A 249-nucleotide genomic window follows, 5' to 3' on the forward strand; every position below is an offset into this window, starting at 1 on the left:
TCCACCTGGTAATAAAATACCCCAGCTGTGAAACAAAACCTACAATTGTTAAAAATACCGCTATCTTCCCCCATTTATTGGTTGTCTTTGTATCATTTAAGTCTTTCTTCGCTTTAATGGATCCCCCAAAAAAAAGGGTTGCAACTAAATAAAGAATAAAAGCAATAAACAATAAATTACTACTTAATGTTGCCAACTAAGCTCCCTCCTTATCCGTCTGTTCGTTTTGAAACTGATCTTTCGGAAGAT

General features: G+C 34.9%; 1 pseudogene. It reads right to left on the minus strand.

Annotated features, from left to right (window positions below):
• Positions 1–196 (minus strand): annotated as a pseudogene (locus RYX56_RS24250) (c-type cytochrome biogenesis protein CcsB); the annotation flags it as partial.
• Positions 197–249: the final 53 nt, after the last annotated feature.

It is taken from the genome of Alkalihalophilus lindianensis, assembly GCF_032843265.1.
In the GTDB taxonomy this organism is placed as follows: domain Bacteria; phylum Bacillota; class Bacilli; order Bacillales; family Bacillaceae_D; genus Alkalihalophilus; species Alkalihalophilus lindianensis.